We start from the raw sequence: 17,501 nt of genomic DNA on the forward strand, positions 1-17,501 counted from the left end.
AGACTTAACATCAGAAAGAAGAGAAGACTGTCGTGATACCTGCCCGTCTCGTTCGAAATCTAATTCCAGCAGTTCTTCTCTTCGGCACGGGCGTCGCTTTAGCGGCGCCCGTCGCCGGATACAAAATCGTCGCCAAATACCCACACTCCACCTCGAGCTACACCGAAGGTTTCTTCTATCTCGATGGACTCTTCTACGAAGGCACAGGGATGAAGGGCCGCTCTGCTCTGATGGTCATCAAGCCCGAAACCGGCAAGCCACTTCAACAACTTGATCTGCCTCCCTCGTATTTTGGAGAGGGCATCGTCGATTGGGGATCAAAAATCTATCAGTGGACCTGGCAATCGCACATCTGCTTCGTTTACGACCGTTTCACCCTCCGCCCGATCAAGCAATTCACTTACGCCGGCGAAGGTTGGGGTATGACTCGCACGAACAAAGAGATCATTACCAGCGACGGCACCGCGATCCTCCGCTTCCGCGATCCCGAGACCTTCAAGGAAATACGCCACATCGTCGTCAAGGACGGATCGACACCTGTGCAGATGCTCAACGAACTGGAGTACGTCAAAGGCGAGATCTATGCCAACATCTGGCACTCCGACCGCATCGCGCGCATCTCACCACAGGACGGCCACGTCATCGGATGGATTGATCTTGCGGGCATCCTTCCCGATAGCCAGAAGGTCGATGCAGAATCCGTCCTGAACGGCATCGCCTACGATGCGCAACATGACCGCCTCTTTGTCACAGGCAAGCAATGGCCGACCATCTTTGAGATTAAAATTGTCAATCAGCCAACCATGCTCATCAAACCATTAAGCCGTTAAGATTGACTACAAACAAGGAAGGAAACATCATGAAACCCGGCGACAAGGTAGAAGATTTCACTCTGCAAAATCAGGACGGTGAAGACGTATCCCTCTCGAACTTCAAGGGCTCGCCTGTCGTGCTCTTCTTCTATCCGCGCGCCGATACTCCCGGCTGCACCATCGAGTCCTGCGGCTTCCGCGACGCCTTCAAGAAGTTCCAGAAGGAAGGTATCGTCGTGCTCGGCATCTCCCGCGACACCGTCAAGGCGCAGAAGAAGTTCAAGGATAAATACGACCTCCCCTACGACCTTCTCGCTGATGACGAGATGACCCTCATCAATCGCTACGATCTCATCAAGCCGAAGAACATGTACGGCAAGCTGGTCAAAGGCGTAAAGCGGACCACCTATCTCATCGGCCCCGACCAGCGTTTGATCCACATCTTCGAAGACGTCAAACCAGAGGGCCACGCCGAAGAAGTCCTCGCCCTGCTCAAAAAGCAGTCGAAGAAGGATTAGTCTCTAACGAGGCTTATACTGTGTCATTTCGACCGGAGGCGGCCTCGCCGTCGAAGTGGAGAAATTCCCATTTCCTCCACGTGGATCATCTGCTGAGTGCCCATTCATGGAGCGATTTCATCGCGATATGAGTGGGTTCATTCGCGCACAACGCGGAACCCTACTCCAGCTCATCCAGCGTATTCGCCCAGCCCAGATCGCGCTCCGAGACGATCTGCCACCGTCCATCTGCACGCTTCAGCTGAAGCAGCGAAGGAACATACCACTGCGACGTCAGTTTGCCGTCCTTGCGAATGGTGAAGTGCTTAATCAGGTGGACAGAAGCTGTATCGTCTTTCTGCTGCACCTTGATCTGCTCCATCACAACAGACCACCCATCCGCTCGCTTTCCGATCTGAGACTGCTTATCCGCCAGAATCGAAGCCCGGCTAACGTCGTGACGAAGAAAATAGCGATCCACCGGATCTGCATAAAATCCCGCCTGCTTCGTGGCATCCGTCGATTGCAGCGCTGCCTCCCAATCCTTCACCATCCCCGTCGGCTCTTGTTCCTTGACCGGAACATCCACGGAAGCAACGGGAGCAGGAGCGGATTCCGCTGCCGCGGCGCCAGTCGGCTGCGTCGTTGGGCCTGGTTGTGTCTGCTGTGGTGCACTGCTATCGCCATGAGAGCCTCTCGGCAGATACAGCCACGCTGCAGGTGCCAGCACGAGCACGATAAATGCAGCTACCCACGCGCTCCACTGCAATAATCGCGACGATTTTTTCTCTTCCTCCACAGACTCTGGCTGACTCACAGGAGCCGCGACGAGCCTGGAGATTTTCGGAACCCCAGGTGAAGTCTTCTCTTTCGAGACCGTGGCCTTCTTCTCTTCCGCAACCTTCGCAGGAACAGCAACAACCGGTTTCGGCAGCAGCGCGCTCGCTTCCTTCTCCTCTTTAGCAACAACAGGCACTGTTACAACTCCATCTTTGATGGCCTTCTCTTCATCGCTCTTGTTTGCAACTCCCGCGATAATCTTTGGCTCTGGTACCTGCACCTCAACCACCATCGCAGGCTTCTCAGATTCCGCCTTAACCTCGGCGCGCTCCACTACGGGAATAGGCTCAGACACAGTAGCCTTCTCATACTTCGTCTCAACCTCGGCTGGCTCTGCTACAGCCGCAGCGGGTTCCAGTACAGCAGGCTTCTCCTCGCGAACTGTTTCCACCTTTACTTCCGGAAACGAAGGTGGTGGTGTGACCGGAACCTCGGCCGCAAATCGCATCTTTGGCAACTCATGGAAAGGTTCCGGATCTGCCGGCGGTGCCTTTGCAATCTCCCTGTGCGCTTCCACTGCTCGCGCCGAAACTGCCTTTACGCCGAGTTCCTCCCGCATCTCTGCGAACACGCGCTCCAATTTGGCCCGCACCACCGCGTCCTGCGGTGCATCCCCCAATAACGATGAGGCCTGATAGGCGATGTCTGCCGCGATCATCGTGAACCCATCCTCGACCTTCACGTCAATCACCGTCCGGTCGCGCCGGTTCATCGCTCGCGGCGAGGGCCCTAGGCCCATCAGCGTAATTCTGTCTCCCTCTCGCACCACTTCACTCGAAACCGTGCGTAACCGGTCTTCCATCGCCCGCAAAACAATTTCCGGATCTGCAACCGGAATCTTCTCGACCCATTGGAATTTCAAGTGATCTCTCCTGGAACCGGCAGTACTTCATCAACAACAACTTCTCTAAACCCAACAAACTGTCTTCTGACGAAAATTCGTATCGAAGTGATTCCCGCCCACTTTAAGCGTAACTCCCTGCGCGGGAATTAAAACTATGACAGCATTAAGACTATGCCTGATGGTGAGAGTCGAAGACCCACTGCGGGGGATGCCTTTCGTTCGCATAATTTTCGCTTGTATCAAAGCGCCCGCCTGATGGCCGTCATCGGAGCCGAGGCACAATCGGTCGCCGTCGCCTGGCAGGTCTACGAAATCACCCACTCCGCGCTTGACCTCGGACTCACCGGTCTCGCACTCTTCCTTCCCGGCCTGCTTCTTATGTTGGCCGCTGGACACGCCGCCGACCGCTTCGACCGCCGCAGAATCATCCTGCTCTGCTATGGCCTTCAGGCCATCTGCACCGCCGTTCTGCTCTGGCTTTCGTTCAGCACCTGGGCACTCGCCAACGGACGCGTCTGGCCCATCTACATTGTTCTGATCGGAATTGGCATCGGTCGCGCTTTCAGCGGACCTGCCTCCAGTGCCTTGCTCCCTTCGCTCGTCCCCAAGGATCACTTCGTGAATGCGGTCACCTGGGGAGCCACCGTTTATCAGATTGCTAATATGTCTGGCCCCGCTCTCGGTGGATTGCTCTACACCCTCCCTCTCTCGAGTCGTTTGGCACACTGGCGAGGAGCTCCCTCTGTCTATCTCCTCACCCTTCTCATGCTCTGTTGCTATCTCCTCCTCGTGGGTATGATCCGGCCCGAGCCAGTCGAAAGAAAGGCCTCCGGATTTAGTGCGCGTACCGTGCTCGCCGGACTCGAATATGTCTGGCGCACCAAGCTCCTGCTCGGCTCTATCTCGCTCGACCTCTTCGCTGTCATGCTCGGCGGAGCCGTAGCTCTGCTCCCCATCTTCGCCACCGACATCCTCCACACCGGTCCTCGTGGACTCGGCCTGCTTCGCGCCATGCCCTCTGTCGGAGCTCTCATCGTCTCGCTCACCCTCGTCGCTCGCCCTATCAAACGTCGCGCCGGGGCCAACATGCTCCTCTGCGTTGCTATCTTCGGAGCCGCCACCATCGTCTTCGGCCTCTCCCGCAATCTATGGCTCTCCCTCGTCGCACTCTTCATCACCGGAGCCGCCGATATGGTCTCCGTCGTTGTGCGCTCCAGCATCCTCCAGCTCGCCACCCCGCCCGAGATGCGAGGCCGTGTTTCCGCCGTGAACTGGCTCTTCGTCGGAGCCTCCAATGAGTTCGGCGAATTCGAAAGCGGCCTCACCGCCCACTGGTGGGGAGCCGTTCCTGCCGTCATCGTTGGCGGCATCGGCTCACTCCTCGTCACCCTCGCTGCGACTGTCCTCTTCCCCAGACTTCGCCGCGCCGACGCCCTCACGACCGAATCCCTCATGGAAGTCGAACGCGAACTCAGCGCCGCTGAACCTCTCCACTAAACTGTCCAATTTTCCCAGACGCGTCATTTAGTCTCTTCGACTACAAGTGTCGGGTACACCATTATCCGGCGGTTTTATCGCCAGATATGAGTTCATGTGCGCACGAGCGAAGCGCGTCGAACGGGGTGAAATCTCCACATCTGTCTCTTTCAGCTTTATCGTTCACAAATAAAACAAGTTTCTTGCAAGCAAAAAATTGTTTGACAGTACGGGTAGCCTCTCCCTACTCTGGTTGACGATTTCCCGATAAATTTTCACAGGCGGAGAAATAAATTCATATGCGAATCACCCACCAAATTTTGAGAGCGCCAGTATTCAGCCTGATCCTTTTTCTCCTTACCCTCCCCGCGGCCCATGCGCAGATCTCCTCGGCGGCCGTCAACGGCACCGTCCGTGATCAGGCAGGAGCGGCCATTCCGAACGCCGCCATCATCCTGCGCAATACCGCCACCTCCGTCGAGAGGACCACTACCGCCAATCAGGGCGGCAACTACTCCTTCCCCAGCGTCACCCCCGGCCGCTACACCCTGACGGTCTCTGCCCCATCCTTCCAGACTGAGCAGGTCAGCGCCTTCGACGTTGCCGTCGATCAGGTCATCGCCATGAACTCAACCCTCAGGCCTGGTGACGTCAAGGTCGCCGTAACGGTGGAGGCCGAAGGCGTTCAGATCGAAAGCTCCACCTCGCAGCTCGGCACTGTCATGGAACAGAAGAAGGTTCAGGATCTTCCCCTGAATGGCCGCAACTTTACTCAGCTGCTTACTCTTACCCCAGGTGCCACCCCCGTAACCGTTGGTCAGGCCAGCAGCAGTACAACTGCCATTACGGCAGGCTCCGCCTATTCGTTTCCGTCCATCAATGGCCAGCCCAATCGGTCGACCCTCTATCTCGTCGATGGCATGAACGACAATAACGCCTGGTTTAACTCCTACGCTGTCTCTCCCGTGATCGATGCCATCCAGGAGTTCAAGGTCAACTCCCACAACGACGCGCAGTACGGCCAGGTCACCGGCGGCGTCGTCAATGTCGCCACCAAATCCGGTACCAACGCCTACCACGGCTCTGCATGGGACTACATCCGCAACAACGCCTTCGATGCCCAGCCCTACTTCTCCGCGCTCTCGAACTATCACCTCAATCAGTTCGGCGGAACCTTCGGCGGCCCGCTCAGCATCCCCCGGCTCTACGACGGACACAACAAGACCTTCGTCTTCCTCTCCTATGAAGGAACGCGCTATAGCAAAGGCAACGGCATCTATTTCCTGCAACCCACCGCGGCACAGCTTGGCGAAAGCACCTGGGGTGGTCCGCAGAATCTCGCGTTCGGCGACTTCAGCACGGGCACGACTGGTGTCCAGGGTTGCTCCGACAAAACCGCAACCAGCACCGCGAAATGCCAGCTCTACAATCCGACCATCGCCAACACCGCCTCGAACCGTCCTGCCTTCGTCGGCAACCAGATTCCTGTCTCCAAAATGGACCCCCGTTCCGTCGCCGTCATTCATAAGATCTTTTCGGCCCCCGTCACCATCCCCAACTTTGCGCCCACACAGTACAACGGCGTCATCACCACGCCAACGCGACAGACCAGCCACAACTACAGCGCACGCCTCGACCAGCACATCGGCGACAGGGACTTTATCTTCTTCCGCTACAGTGGCATTAAGCTCACGACCACCTCGCCGGCAAATCTTCCTCATCTGATCAGCCTGAACGCCATCCCTTCCGAGCAATATGGAGTCAGTTGGCTTCATGTTCTCAATGCAAAGACCAGCATCCAGGTCCAATATGGAAGGACCCACGTTGGTCAGCAGGGCTCAACCCTCTATGACTTTGGCAACTCTGACCTGCTGGGAACATTCGGAATCGACCCATCCTTCTCCAGCTATGTCGGCAGCGTTTCTCTTTTCCCTTCGCTCAATGTCAGCGGCTACTTCAATGCCGGCGAAAGCAACAGCCCCGCCAAGAATCTCTCCAGCATTCATGAGTGGAAAGGACAGGTCATCCATACCCTCGGTCGTCACCAGATCACCTGGGGTGGAGGCTGGGACCAGGTCAACTTCGAACAGTATCAGCGCAATGGCTCCGTCACCTTCAACGGCGCCAGCACAGGAAACTTCGCCGGCAACCCCGGATCGACCGTTGCCTCCGGCCAGTCCACGCAGTCCGGCAACGGTCTCGCCAGCTTTCTGCTGAACTACCCCTCAAACTTCAACTTCCGTAACGTGCTCATCACCGAGCGGCCCGGCGGCATCGCCTCGGCCTTCGTTCAGGATTCCTTCAAGGTCACTCCTACTCTCACAATGAACATCGGCGTTCGTTATGACCGCGGCGTGATCCCGCAATATGGCACCGACGCGACGATAGGCCAGCAGGGTTCTCCCGAAACCGGCACCTTCGACTTCAACACCGGACAATACATCGTCCAGAAGCTGCCGCCGCTTTGCTCCGTGCGCGGACATGCCCCCTGCCTTCCCGGTACAGGAGCGTTGCCTCCCAACGTTGTCGTTTCATCCAACGGCAAACTCTACAAAGGTACGAAAACCAACGTTGGCCCACGCTTCGGTCTCGCCTACAGCGTCAATTCCAAACTCGCCCTCCGCGCCGGCTTCGGCATCAACTATGACAACTGGTCCGCTATCGTCCAGTTCCCGCAGAACCCTCAGGGCTCATGGCCCGACATTGGCACACGCGCCCTCGACAACACCAACACCCCTGGAACCAACTACACCTCCGCGCAAAATCCCTTCGGTTCCAGTTCCGGAAGCCAGCCTGCTCCAACCCCCTTCGACGCGACCAACGTCAACTACTTTGTCGATCCCAATATCAAGAACCCCTACTCCGAGCAGTGGAACCTCGGCATCCAGCAACAGCTCGACAATTCCACCGTCTTCTCGCTTAACTACGTCGGTTCGCAAGGTCACCGCACTGACATCGGTGGCTACACCAACATCGGCCAGCCCGGCCCCGGCACATCCTTCGCCGCCCGCCGCGCAGCAGGAACCGCAGGACAGCCCTTCCCCTATACCGTCCCGAACCGCTGGGACACCTCCAACGGCAACTCCAGCTACAACGGACTTCAGGCGTCTCTTCTGCGCCAGTTCCGCAACGGCTTCGGCTATACCGTCGCCTACACCTGGAGCAAGTCCATGGACTCCGGCCAGTCGGGCTGGTTCGGCGTTGAAGGCAGCCAACTGCAAAACCGCTATGACCTGCGCGGAAGCCGCAGCGTCTCCGCCTATGACATTCCCCACATGCTCGCCGTCGGGCTCAACGGCGATCTCCCCTTCGGCAAAGGCCGCCGTTACTACACCGGCAATCGCTTCGCGGATTTCGTCCTCGGCGGCTGGCAGCTCAACATGATCTTCACCGCGCGCTCCGGTCAGCCCTATAGCGTCACGGCGGCGGGCGACATCGCCAACGTCGGCAACGGCAGCACCTATGAGCGAGCAAACCTGGTCGGCGATCCCGGCCTCGAAAACGCCTCGGCGGCCAAATGGTTCAACACGGCAGCCTTTGCCATTCCCGCCTCGGGAACCTATGGCAACTCCAGCCGCAACATGCTCCGCTCACAACAGCTCTGGAACCTCGACACTTCGGTCTTCCGCAACTTCCCGCTCTATCGCGAGATGCAGCTCAACCTCCGCGTCGAATCCTTCAATGTCGCCAACCACCCCACGCTGTCGACTCCCAACGCAACCATCACCACACCCTCATCCTTCGGAACCGTCACCAGCGTCGTCGGCAACCAGCGCCTTATGCAGTTCGCCGCCAAGATCAACTTCTAGGATTCTGCTGACGCGTTTTCCGGGTTTCTAATAATCGTCGCTGCGGAATTTCTGCTGCTGCATTGCATCGACATATAGTTCTAGGTTGTATCTACATAAGATACCCATAAGGGATCGACAAATTGAGAAAGTTTCATCCTGAGCGAAGCCTCTCGCAGTCTCATCGCGAGCGGCGCAGTCGAAGGACTTGCTGTTGCTGACCTCGCCGATGTTTCTGCACTATTTTTCGCATCGCCAGAACTTGTCATTTCGACCGAAGCAACGGACAACTTTATCGTCCGTAGCTGAGCGGAGAAATCCGCTTCTCTACCCATACATCGGGGTGCCCCGGACCTTTGATGAGCGTTCCACTGCGAAAGACATAGCTTCTCCGAGATTGGCCCGGTTCAGCGGCGGGCTGGTTTAATCTTGATCTGAAGCTAGAAAATGACGATACTTACCTCCGCTGCTGCACTTTCTCCCAGCGAGCTAACTCAAACAACAGATCTCAATGATCGTTGTATTCAGACTTGATTTCCAACGGAGAAATGCCGATGCGTTCAAAATCTGTACTTGCTCTGATTGCTTTCACAGCATTATTACTGTTGCCCGCTCGTCATGCATTCGCGGGAATTTACTGTCAATCGCTTTGGGCTTCGGAACTGGTAAATGTCACAAATTACTGTAATTCAACCGGGCAGTCATATTCCGAGTGCAAAAAGGATCCTGTAACTATAGGTCTGTATGAAGATATGACATGGGATTACGTCGGATGCATGAATATGGTTTCCCACCCCTACAGCTACATCCAGACACCGGCGAGCCCTATACCAGTAGCGTGTTATTGGGCTTCGAACCCGAACACGATATATTGCGAATCGCGAGCGCTGGATCCCCGGCAGCTATTCCCATTTCGGGAATCCAAAGGGCAGGCGAAGGATTGCTCAGTCCCGGCACACCTTTTGTATAAGCGGCGGATGCGAGCAACCTAAATCATCTGATTGCGGCTTTGTAGGCCAATAGAATTGGAGCTATTTGAAACGCCTGGAAAATAAATTCCCAGGCGTTTCAATTTCAAGGCGTTCGGCATGCCGAGTGCCCCATACATGGAGCAGCCTTATAGCGACATGTGTGGGATCATTCGCGCGTCAGCGCGAACCCTTACCAGGATCGTCCTTTTCCAACGTGTCATTCCGACCGAAGCGCGCAGCGCGTAGAGGAGGAATCCCCGCATTTGGCTTCTCCTCGACTCCAGCGGGAACGAACCTCCCCCTTCCCTCGTATCTCGAGCCATGACGCGCCATCTCGCCGCTGTGTGCCTTGCCGCTATTGCGATCCCCTGCCTTGCGCAACACTCCGCTGAACCGGCACTTACCGCCGATGCCATCATGGCACGCGTCGCTGTCAACCAGGACCGGGCCGAAGCCGAGCGCGTTCACTACGTGTACATTCAGTACGCCCGCGTCCTCTCCCGCAGAGGCTCCACCCTGATGTGTGAAGAGATCAACGACTCTCGCGTCACCCCCTCTGCTTCTGGTTCCGACATCCAGCTTCTTCATCTCGATGGACGCCTCCTTCACCAGGACCAGTACGTTACCTACAACACCCTTCTCAACAAAACTAACGAGCCACCGGAAAAAGATCCCGACGAGTTTAAGGGAGAACAAATCGACCGCCACCTCGTCGAGAACATGCGTCGCAATCTCACCAATGACAAGTCCAAGGACGGACTCGCCACGCGACTCTTCCCCTTAACCTCGAAAAACCAGTCTGGATACCTCTTCCATCTCATTGGACGCGAACATAAAAACGGCCGAGACGTCTTCCACATCGACTTCCGTCCAAAAGAAAAAAGCGAATACGCCTGGAAAGGGGATGCCTGGATCGACGCCACCGATTTCCAGCCTGTTGTCGTCAGCACAGCGCTCGCCCGAAAGGTTCCCATCGTCGTCCGCACCCTGCTCGGCACAAATATCTCCGGCCTCGGCTTCACCATCGTCTACGCGTCGCAACCCGACGGAGTCTGGTTCCTCGTCAGCTTTGGCAGAGAATTCAAACTACGCGTCCTGTTTTTCTTCACACGCCAGATCGTCATCGACGCTCAGAATCGCGACTTCGAGAAAACTCACGTCACCTCGACCATCCTCCCCACTACTGCCGAAGCTACTCCTCAATAACGCGAAGTAAAAAAACGCTACTTCCTTTGTTGCCATTCCGTGGCAAAGCGAAGGAATCTGTTTTCGCGGCTCCCTGACCTCTCAAAAATCTCTGTCAAGCTAAAAATCGGATAAGTCATTCATCGACAGCAACATACATTTGCAGATTCATCTCCTTCGCCTCGATACAATAGATATAGAGATATAGGCGGAAAAGTTCGGGTAACTTCGCGTAAGCTGCTTTATTTTCAATATTTTGCGACTATCTCCTTTGTTTGCAATATTTTACGGTTTCGATCCGGAGATAAGTCGCCTGTTTTGAATATTTTGCTCACAATCTACCAGGGGTGAGGCATATTCGGTTGAATCCACTCCGTCCCTTCATTTAGGGTCGATGCGACACAATTCAGCTCTGCGGAGGCACCTTGGAGAACGGCAAAAAGGCGGCAATCGGTGGAACCCTCTTATTTTTCATCGTTGTAGGTGTGCGCGTCGGCATGATCTATCGCGAGCGCAACGCTCCCGAGAAACCCGCCGCCGCTCCTGCCCGCGAGAAGATCGCCGACGATGATCTCGTCTTCCTCAAGAAGAAGCGTCAGGACTCCATGGCCAACGCCCGTGAGCTGAACGGCTCCACCCTCTGGGTCTCCGCCGGCGGACAGATGGACTACTACCCGGTCTCCGGAAAGCGCGTCGACTATGCTAAGACCTCCGGCACACTGCTCGGAGCCCAAAAACTTGAAGTCAAAGACTTTACCGAACAGGTTGCTCCGAAAGCGGCAACGCATCGCATCCCCGGTGGCGACCGTCAGGTTCTGATGCTCTTCACTCTGCCCGATTCCGAAAAGCCGACACAGGTCTACGGCGTCCCCGTCGGGTATCACGAAAACGGACAATACACCTTCTACATCGACGAGATTTTCTTCTACGACGATCCTCATGAGCTCTACAAACACTGGGGGCCCGAAGTCTGGAAAGCCGTCGACTCACACCAGGTCATCCTGGGAATGTCGGAGCGGCAGGTACAGATGGCCCTCGGCCAGGTCTCCAAGAGCCTCTCGAACGACTACGGAAACCGCCTCGTCGTTTATGCGAACTTAGGCAAGCCCATCGCCGTAACCTTTGTTAAGAACAAGGCGACCGCCTTCCGCCCCGACCAGGGCTTCTAGGCAGTCTCCGATAAAAACTCGCGTAGTGAAATTAGGTGCCATTCTGAGCGAAGCTTCTCGCAGCTCCATCGCGAGAAGCGCAGTCGAAGGATTTGAGGTTAACTCCATCAAAAGCCGTTCGCTGTTTCAAGGAAGGTCTCCATGTCGAGAGTTCCAGCAAGCGAATCCCATCAGTCCACCTGGGCGCGGCCTGTCCTCTATATCCTGTGCCTCATCGCAGCCGCGGCTGCCTTGCGCCGGATCGTCGCCCTACTTCTCGTTGGAGCGTCCTCGCTTACGGGTCAGTACGCCAATCTGGACCGTGTCTTTGCAGAACACAAAGGCCTGACGCTGGCGCACATCGTTCCTGCGCTCGTCTTCGTGGTCCTGCTGCCGCTCTGGTTCTCCGCACGCGTGCGTTCCAGCGAACCGTTGCATCGCCGCATCACCGGGGCGCTCTTCGTCCTCGGCTTTATCGTAGGATTGACTGCCATCCCGATGGTGGCTCATCCCGTCGGAGGCGTTACGGAGCTCTCCGCCATCATCGTCTTCGACGGAATCTTTCTCTTCTCCTTCGTCCGAGCACTGATGCTCTTCCGCAAGCATGAGCCTCGCTATCGCGAATGGATGATGCGAGCCATCGCCGTCCTGCTGGGAATAGCAACGACGCGGCCCGTCATGGGAGTCTTCTTCGCGACCGCACGACTCACACACCTCGAGCCGCGACAGTTCTTCGGCATCGCCTTCTGGATCGGCTTCGCCGTAACGTATCTCGCAGGCGAGTGGTATCTGCAGCGGCATCCCGTAGAACTCAACACAGCCGCCTGAAAGATAAAGATCAGCCCGTATTCCGCAGCCCAGCGCTGATACCGTTGATCGTCGCCGAGATCGCCCGGTTCAGCTCAGCTGACTCGGCATCTCCTTTTGCGATAGCAGCGCGCTTCCGGCGGATCAGTTCCACTTGAATGAGGCTCATCGGATCGACGTAAGGATTTCGCAGCCGGATCGAGCGCTCGAGCACAGGATTCGTCTCAAGCAGCCGCTGTTGTCCCGTCACGGCGAGCAGCATCTTTTGAGTCAGCTCGAACTCCGCTTTAAGCATCGTGTAGACGCGCTCACGCAATCCTTGGTCCTCGACCAGCGAGGCATAGAGCTTCGCGATGCCGAAGTCTGACTTCGCCAGAGCCATTTCCACATTGCGAATGATGTCGACAAACAGTGGGAAGTTCCGCGTCATCGATTGCAACTGCTCCAGGCCGTTCGGATTCTCTTTCACGAATGAATCCAGCGCGTAGCCAACACCAAACCATGCAGGGACCAGTTGGCGCGATTGCATCCAGCCGAAGACCCACGGAATCGCGCGCAGATCCGCCATCGTCCGCTTGCCCGTACGTTTGGTGGGTCGCGAGCCGATGCGCGCATTCTCCAACTCTGCCACCGGAGTTGCCTGCTCGAAGTAGGTGAAGGTCTCGGGATTGTCGATGATGTGGCGCCGGTAGAACATGTACGAGGTCTCGGACAGCCGCTCCATCGCGGCCTCCCACTCCGGCGTAATCTCTCCGGTCAGGTGCGGAGTCGACGCCCCCTTCTGCAAGACCGCATCGGGCCGAGCGAGAGCGTCGAGCGAAGCCGCAATCATCAGCTCCAGGTTGCGTTCGGCCAGCACCACGTCGGAGTACTTCCAGTTCAGTACCTCACCTTGCTCCGTCAACCGCAGTTCTCCTGAGAAACTGTCCACCGGCTGCGCAAAGATGGCGCGATGCGTCGGACCGCCACCGCGACCGACCGTTCCTCCACGACCATGGAAGAGGCGTAGCGTCACACCACACTCTGCCGCGACGCGATGCAACTCGCGATGTGCCTTCCATATCTGCCAGGTGCTGGTGATCATGCCGCCGTCTTTGTTGGAATCCGAGTAACCCAGCATGATCTCCTGCCGATGTCCCCACGACTTCAGCAACGGCTGAAAGGCCTCACAGGACCATAACCTGCGCATGATGCCCGGCGCATTCTCCAGGTCTTCGATGGACTCGAACAGCGGAACCGGCTGCAATCCCGGATCTCCGTTCAGTCCCTCATTGTCGGCCTCAACCTTAACTCCGCCCAGTCTGGCCAGCCACAGCACGTTTAGCACATCTTCTGCGCACGTTGCTCCGCTGATCACATACTGGCGAATCGCCTCCGGCGGAAACTTCTGCTTCAGCTCCGCGATGGCGCGGAAGGTTTCCAGCACTTCTGCGGTCTGGGGTGAAAGGGCCGCTGGTAGCCGCAATCCAGAAGAATCAGTGCCCGCCTCCACACGTCCCGCAATCTCTGCGACGGCCGCCGCGTGTACCCGTGCATGCTGACGAATATCCAGCGTCTGCAGGTGCAGACCATAGGTGCGAACCTCAATCAGCAACGGATCGATCAGCATCGCGGCCAGCCGCTTGCCGCGATGCTGCATCAGGCTGTTGCGCAGTACTGTAAGGTCCGCCAAAAGATCGGCAGCCTTCGTATAAGGAGCCAGTGCAGGATTGGGGGGCAGCGGTACCGAACTCTGCGGAGTCGCACCCAGCCGCATCATGATGCAGGCGATCAACAGCCGCAGATATTCGAAGTGGAAACGCTCCTCAAGAGCCGTCTGGCCTGCGGTGCGAAGCTGCGTAAGGTATTGGTTCAGCAGCGTCTGCAGCTCCGGAGAGATTGGCACCTGTTGGGTGGAGCTGCCCAGTTGCTCAAAAACGTTCTGCAGGCGACGACGGTAATGGTTGACCAGTAACCCCTGCGCCATGGTCAACGCTTCGCGCGTTGTCTCCGCCGTTACAAAAGGGTTGCCATCACGATCGCCACCAATCCATGAGCCGAAGTGGACCAGTTGCGGCAGCTCGGTAATCGCCGCCTTCTTCTCTGGGTATTCCGCCTCGATTGCTGCCGCGACCTCGGTATAGAGCACAGGCAACGTATCGAAGAGTGAGGCCTCGTAGTAATCGAGCGCCATGCGAATCTCGTCGCGCACCATCGGCCGAGCACTGCGCACATCATCGGTCTGCCATAATGCTGTGATCTCGCCGGTCACCTCGCGCTCCAGCGCCTCCAGCTCCGCCTCAGGAACAGCGATGCGGTCCAACCGCTCCAGCAGGTCTGAGATCCGTCTGCGCTTGAACATCACCGAGCGCCGAGCCACCTCGGTGGGATGCGCGGTAAAGACCGGAGTAATCGCAATGCGCTCCAGCATCTCCAGAGCGTGTTTCGCATCGAAACCCGCTTCACGTAGCCTGCGCAGAGTTCCGCGCAGGTCGCCACGCAACGGAGCAGCATCGTTCAGCTGACTCGACTGCCGTCTACGCTTGCGATGATTCGTCTCCGCAAGGTTGATGAGTTCGAAGTAGAAGCTAAAGGCGCGGGCTAGCTGGTAAGCGCGCGTAAGGTCGTTGGCGTGGCTGTGAACGCGCTCCAGGGCCTGCTGCAAATTAGAGCTGGCCGCGGCATTCTCTCCAGATCCATCGGCCTCGCGCCGCGCAATGGCGGTGCGGCGAAGCTCTTCGACCGCGTTGTAGAGCTCTTCGCCCGACTGCTCCTTCAGGACCTCGCCCAGCAGCATGCCCAGGGAACGGACATCTCGACGCAGGGGAGCTTCTTTTAGCTCACCGGTTGTAGCCAGAATTTCAGAGAGGCGTTGCGGCCAGTTGGAAGGAGTCCAGAGCGACGGCATATCTTTGATTATGCACTGCGGACTGGACTCTCTGCCTGTTTGTGCCGGAGTTACATCACCATCGCCAGGCGTTCGAACTCCTGCTGCATCTGCTCGACCGGGTAGCGTGTGGATTCCAATCGAGAAGCGGTGGAGCGGGCGGCCGATCCGGAGACGCCATAACCCCGCGTTGCCAGGTACTGAATGATGACATCGGCAGCCTGCCAGGAATCGAGATGGGCGTTCAGCAGCTCTTCGCGCAAACCTGCCAGGTCGGCGGTCGGAAACTTCTCTACTCCGATGATGGATTCTGCTGTTGTCATCGCCCCTCCTCGACGAATGCGACTCCTGTTCCATTAGACGCGGATGAATATCCAAAGATTCGCCTGCGTTCTAAAGAACAATACGAAGAAAATGGGAAGAAAAGTTCCCTGTTTCAATGCAGATCGGCGACGTGTCATTTCTTTGTCATTTTCCGCCGCGATACCATGGAAGAGATATGGCAAATCTTCCTCAAGTACTGGATGGAGTGGCAATCGCCGCCGAGATTAAGGCCGAGGTGGCCCACGAGGTCACTGACCTTACCTCACGTGGAGTGCGTCCCGGTCTCGCAGTTATTCTCGTCGGCGAGGTTCCTGCCTCACAGATCTATGTTCGCAGCAAGGTAAAGACCTGCGGCGAATTGGGCATCTACAGCGAGATGCTGACCCCGCCGGAGAGCATCACCACTGAAGAGATGCTGGAGCTGGTTGCGAAGCTTAACGCCCGCGACGATATCGACGGCATCCTCATCCAGCTTCCTCTGCCGAAGCACGTCGACACCAAGCGACTGCTTGAAGCGGTCTCGCCCGATAAAGACGTCGATGGCTTCCATCCTGTGAATGCAGGTCGCCTGCAGAGCGGTCAGCCGGGACTTGCTCCGTGCACACCGGCAGGCATTATCGAAATCCTTCGCCGCACAGGGCTCCCCATCGCAGGCCAGAATGCCGTTGTTGTCGGGCGTTCGGACATTGTGGGCAAACCTGCCGCGCTGATGCTGCTGAATGAATCGGCGACGGTGACGGTCTGCCATAGCAAAACACGCGATCTTCCCGCGGTCACCCGCAATGCCGACATCCTGGTCGCCGCCATCGGACGACCCGGCTATGTCACCCCTGAGATGGTTAAACCCGGAGCCACGTTGATCGACGTGGGAATCAATCGCCTGACCGATGCAGCAGATGTTGAGAGGTTTTTTCCCAACGATGCCGAGCGCACCGCTACTTTCGCCAAGCGCGGTTCCGTAATCGTCGGCGATATCGACCCCGCAGCGTTTGCAATCTCGGGAGCATACACGCCCGTTCCAGGAGGCGTCGGAGCCCTGACCATTGCGATGCTCATGCACAACACTGTCAAAGCAGCCAAACTTCGCCGCGGCATCCCCACGGAGTCGCGCTAAATCCCATGTTGCGCGTTGGCCTCACCGGCGGGCTTGGCAGCGGAAAATCCACCGCAGCACGTCTCTTTGCGCAATATGGAGCCTACATTCTTGAGGCCGACGCCATCGGCCGCGAGATGATGCAGCCCGACGAAGCCGTTTACGCAGCCATCGTGGAGCACTTCGGCCCTGCGGTGCTGCGTGAAGACCGGCAGCTTGATCGAGCCGCCCTGGCTCGCATCGCCTTTACAGAAGGCCGTGTCGAGGAGCTGAACGCTATTGTCCATCCGGCAGTGATCGCCCGTCAGGCAGAGCTTGCCCAGGAGATCTTCGCCAGCGATCCCAGGGCCATCGTCGTTGTTGAGTCCGCACTCATCTTTGAGACTCGCCATACAGAGGTGAAAGACGGAGAATCCGCGCCCTGGCGCAGCCGCTTCGATTGCATCATCCTTGTGGCAGCCGCGGAAGAGGTCAAGATCGAGCGTTACCTGCAACGCATGGCCGCAGGGGCTCCGCTCACTCCAGAACGTCGCGCCGAACTCACTGCCGACGCCCGCAGCCGTCTTAGCCAGCAGATTCCCGACGCTCGCAAGGCAGAGCTCTGCGACTTTGTGCTCGTGAACGATGGCTCAATCGCCGAGCTGGAAGAACAAGTCGATGAGCTATGGCCTGTGCTCCAGTTTGCGTCGGTCAATACCTAATGACTATTTGATCTTCTCTCGAACCCTTACTCCCTTTAGCTCAATAAGTTGATCGGTCAAACGAGGAATGTGCGCTCGGGATCTCTGCCCTTTTCGGCGCCTGACTCGATACAATCGATTGAAGGTCCTATGGGAATGTCCAGAAATTC

12 protein-coding genes are annotated in these 17,501 nt (G+C 57.2%); 9 read left to right on the top strand and 3 right to left on the bottom strand.

The window, feature by feature from the left end; translation table 11 throughout:
- The first annotated feature begins 32 nt into the window (after nucleotides 1-32).
- Nucleotides 33-830: a glutaminyl-peptide cyclotransferase gene (locus H7846_RS00100; protein ID WP_255460742.1), complete on the top strand. Its 798-nt coding sequence runs from the start codon at nucleotides 33-35 to the stop codon at nucleotides 828-830.
- A gap of 29 nt (nucleotides 831-859) precedes the next feature.
- Nucleotides 860-1,330 (top strand): thioredoxin-dependent thiol peroxidase, encoded by a 471-nt coding sequence (gene bcp / locus H7846_RS00105; RefSeq protein ID WP_186694198.1) that lies wholly within the window; start codon nucleotides 860-862, stop codon nucleotides 1,328-1,330.
- A 160-nt stretch (nucleotides 1,331-1,490) separates the two neighbouring features.
- Here bcp and H7846_RS00110 read toward each other — a convergent pair whose 3' ends face one another.
- Nucleotides 1,491-3,011 (bottom strand): Cif family virulence factor, encoded by a 1,521-nt coding sequence (locus H7846_RS00110; protein ID WP_186694200.1) that lies wholly within the window; start codon nucleotides 3,009-3,011, stop codon nucleotides 1,491-1,493.
- Between the two features lie 153 nt (nucleotides 3,012-3,164).
- On the opposite strand from H7846_RS00110, the gene H7846_RS00115 reads away from it, so the two are divergent.
- From H7846_RS00115 to H7846_RS00135, 5 genes are all read left to right on the top strand, one after another.
- On the top strand, nucleotides 3,165-4,490 hold the full coding sequence (locus H7846_RS00115) for an MFS transporter (protein ID WP_186694202.1): 1,326 nt from the start codon (nucleotides 3,165-3,167) through the stop codon (nucleotides 4,488-4,490).
- 278 nt (nucleotides 4,491-4,768) lie between these two features.
- Complete coding sequence (locus tag H7846_RS00120) at nucleotides 4,769-8,278, top strand: TonB-dependent receptor (RefSeq protein WP_186694204.1); 3,510 nt, start codon at nucleotides 4,769-4,771, stop codon at nucleotides 8,276-8,278.
- A gap of 1,271 nt (nucleotides 8,279-9,549) precedes the next feature.
- Nucleotides 9,550-10,434: a hypothetical protein gene (locus tag H7846_RS00125; protein WP_186694206.1), complete on the top strand. Its 885-nt coding sequence runs from the start codon at nucleotides 9,550-9,552 to the stop codon at nucleotides 10,432-10,434.
- A gap of 404 nt (nucleotides 10,435-10,838) precedes the next feature.
- Entirely contained in the window at nucleotides 10,839-11,582 is a 744-nt protein-coding gene (locus tag H7846_RS00130; protein WP_186694208.1) for a hypothetical protein, read from the top strand.
- Between the two features lie 141 nt (nucleotides 11,583-11,723).
- Nucleotides 11,724-12,389 carry a DUF2306 domain-containing protein gene (locus H7846_RS00135; RefSeq protein ID WP_186694210.1) on the top strand — a complete coding sequence of 222 codons (666 nt, stop codon included), beginning with the start codon at nucleotides 11,724-11,726 and terminating at the stop codon, nucleotides 12,387-12,389.
- 10 nt (nucleotides 12,390-12,399) lie between these two features.
- Here the strand turns inward: H7846_RS00135 and ppc are convergent, their stop codons facing one another.
- Together ppc and H7846_RS00145 are read right to left on the bottom strand one after the other, a co-directional pair.
- Entirely contained in the window at nucleotides 12,400-15,255 is a 2,856-nt protein-coding gene (ppc, locus tag H7846_RS00140; protein WP_186694212.1) for a phosphoenolpyruvate carboxylase, read from the bottom strand.
- 50 nt (nucleotides 15,256-15,305) lie between these two features.
- Nucleotides 15,306-15,557 carry a hypothetical protein gene (locus H7846_RS00145; protein WP_186694214.1) on the bottom strand — a complete coding sequence of 84 codons (252 nt, stop codon included), beginning with the start codon at nucleotides 15,555-15,557 and terminating at the stop codon, nucleotides 15,306-15,308.
- A 176-nt stretch (nucleotides 15,558-15,733) separates the two neighbouring features.
- On the opposite strand from H7846_RS00145, the gene H7846_RS00150 reads away from it, so the two are divergent.
- Both H7846_RS00150 and coaE read left to right on the top strand, forming a co-directional pair.
- Complete coding sequence (locus H7846_RS00150) at nucleotides 15,734-16,672, top strand: bifunctional 5,10-methylenetetrahydrofolate dehydrogenase/5,10-methenyltetrahydrofolate cyclohydrolase (RefSeq protein ID WP_186694216.1); 939 nt, start codon at nucleotides 15,734-15,736, stop codon at nucleotides 16,670-16,672.
- A 5-nt stretch (nucleotides 16,673-16,677) separates the two neighbouring features.
- Entirely contained in the window at nucleotides 16,678-17,352 is a 675-nt protein-coding gene (gene coaE, locus H7846_RS00155) for a dephospho-CoA kinase (RefSeq protein ID WP_186694218.1), read from the top strand.
- Nucleotides 17,353-17,501: the final 149 nt, after the last annotated feature.

Source organism: Edaphobacter sp. 4G125 (assembly GCF_014274685.1).
GTDB lineage: Bacteria > Acidobacteriota > Terriglobia > Terriglobales > Acidobacteriaceae > Edaphobacter.

Coding starts and splice junctions, on each gene's coding strand:
- bcp (WP_186694198.1), top strand. CDS start 860: ATGAAACCCGGCGACAAGGTAGAAGATTTCACTCTGCAAAATCAGGAC.
- H7846_RS00115 (WP_186694202.1), top strand. CDS start 3,165: ATGCCTGATGGTGAGAGTCGAAGACCCACTGCGGGGGATGCCTTTCGT.
- H7846_RS00120 (WP_186694204.1), top strand. CDS start 4,769: ATGCGAATCACCCACCAAATTTTGAGAGCGCCAGTATTCAGCCTGATC.
- H7846_RS00125 (WP_186694206.1), top strand. CDS start 9,550: ATGACGCGCCATCTCGCCGCTGTGTGCCTTGCCGCTATTGCGATCCCC.
- H7846_RS00135 (WP_186694210.1), top strand. CDS start 11,724: ATGTCGAGAGTTCCAGCAAGCGAATCCCATCAGTCCACCTGGGCGCGG.
- ppc (WP_186694212.1), bottom strand. CDS start 15,255: ATGCCGTCGCTCTGGACTCCTTCCAACTGGCCGCAACGCCTCTCTGAA.
- H7846_RS00145 (WP_186694214.1), bottom strand. CDS start 15,557: ATGACAACAGCAGAATCCATCATCGGAGTAGAGAAGTTTCCGACCGCC.
- H7846_RS00150 (WP_186694216.1), top strand. CDS start 15,734: ATGGCAAATCTTCCTCAAGTACTGGATGGAGTGGCAATCGCCGCCGAG.
- coaE (WP_186694218.1), top strand. CDS start 16,678: ATGTTGCGCGTTGGCCTCACCGGCGGGCTTGGCAGCGGAAAATCCACC.